This window comes from Rhodopseudomonas sp. AAP120, assembly GCF_001295845.1.
In the GTDB taxonomy this organism is placed as follows: domain Bacteria; phylum Pseudomonadota; class Alphaproteobacteria; order Rhizobiales; family Xanthobacteraceae; genus Rhodopseudomonas.
On the sequence record NZ_LJIC01000130.1, the window covers coordinates 1 to 1421 of the forward strand.

Sequence of the window (1421 nt, forward strand, 5' to 3'; positions counted from 1 at the left end):
GCCCCGGGCACTGAGTGCGCGTCGCCCTCACCCCAACCCTCTCCCGCAAGCGGGAGAGGGAGAGCGCTGCGGTCGGGGAGAGGCTTGGATCAAGCTCAGTTCTGCAGACGCACCCCTAGCATCACCACGGTGGCGTTGTAGCTGCCTCCGGTGACGTTGGAGTCGAGCTGGTCGCGGCGGAGTGTGCCCTTGACCCAGAGCTGGCGGCTCATCTTGTAGATCAGGTTGCCTTCCAGCGAATTGAAGCGGTCGCTGCGGCCGGAGCCCTGGTAGTCGTAGGTCGCGTAAGTGAACTTGCCGACCGCGGTCAGCCAGCGGCGGAAGTCGTGGTCGACCTCGGCCGTGTAGGTGCGGGTCAGCACGCCGGAAACGCCGGCGAGCGGCGATTCGTCGATCGAGGTGTCGGCGCCGAGCTTGAACTTCGTCAGCGGCGTGACCGTCCAGATCAGCGACGCGCTGGTGAGCAGGCCCTCGAGCTTGAGCAGCCGCGGATCGCTGTAGGTCCGCGCCGCCCAGCCGATCGAGGCTTCACCGGTCAAGAGGCGCGTCAGCTCGAAGCTGGTGCCGCCCTTGATGTAGCCGCCATTGCTGTCGCGCATGTAGCCATAGCGATCGACCGCGGTGTCGTGCTGGCGGGTATCGGCCTGGCCTTCGACGAACGGCTTCAGCCACGGCAGCACCTCGTAGCTGACGCGGCCGGTGCCGGCATATTGGTTGAAGTTACGATCGTTGTTCGGCTCGGTGCTGCCATCGGTGAACACCGACTGCTGATAGGTCCGCCGGTCGGCGCTGCCGATCGCCGTGACCTGCAGCCGGTTGAAGGTCTGATCGATGCCGCCGGACACGCCGATCTGCGTGTAGATCGGGAATTTCTGCAGGCCGAACAGGTTGTTCGGGCTGCCGGGATTGTCGGTGCCGACGATCAGTCGGCCCTGGCCGAGCAGCCTCGTGTCGCGGGTGACGTCGATGCGGCCGTCGACATGGCCGTCGAAATCCGGCCGGTCGAGATTGCGCGGCGCCGAGGTGACGCCGCTGCCCGGATTGTTGAAGTCGTGGCCGTAGCCGGTGAACGAGCCGCGCAGGTCGGCGACCAGCGCATGGCGGTCCCAGTCCGACGTCACCATCAGCTCGGGCGACACTTTGTAGAAGCCGGAGGCCTGCGGCGTGGCGATGCGGCCCGGATTGCTGTCGTAGCCGCCGTTGAGCTCGACCGCGCCCTTGATCAGGAAGCTGCCGGCGTAATCGCCGACCGGACCGAACGGATCGTCGTCGGCCTTGAGGCGGCGGCGCAGCGGCTGGCCGGGCAGCGTGCCGTTGAACGTCGCCGCGACCGGCGGCTTGGCGGCGGCCTGCGACGGCGGCAGCGGACGGGCCGGCGGCGGCGCCGGCGTCACCACCGGCGAGCCGGGGCCGATCGATTT

The 1421-nt window shown here is 68.0% G+C and carries 1 protein-coding gene; it reads right to left on the reverse strand.

The features are described from left to right. Nucleotides 1–95: 95 nt before the first annotated feature. On the reverse strand, nucleotides 96–1421 hold a 1326-nt coding region (locus IP86_RS20105), incomplete at its 5' end, for an outer membrane beta-barrel protein (protein WP_054164209.1).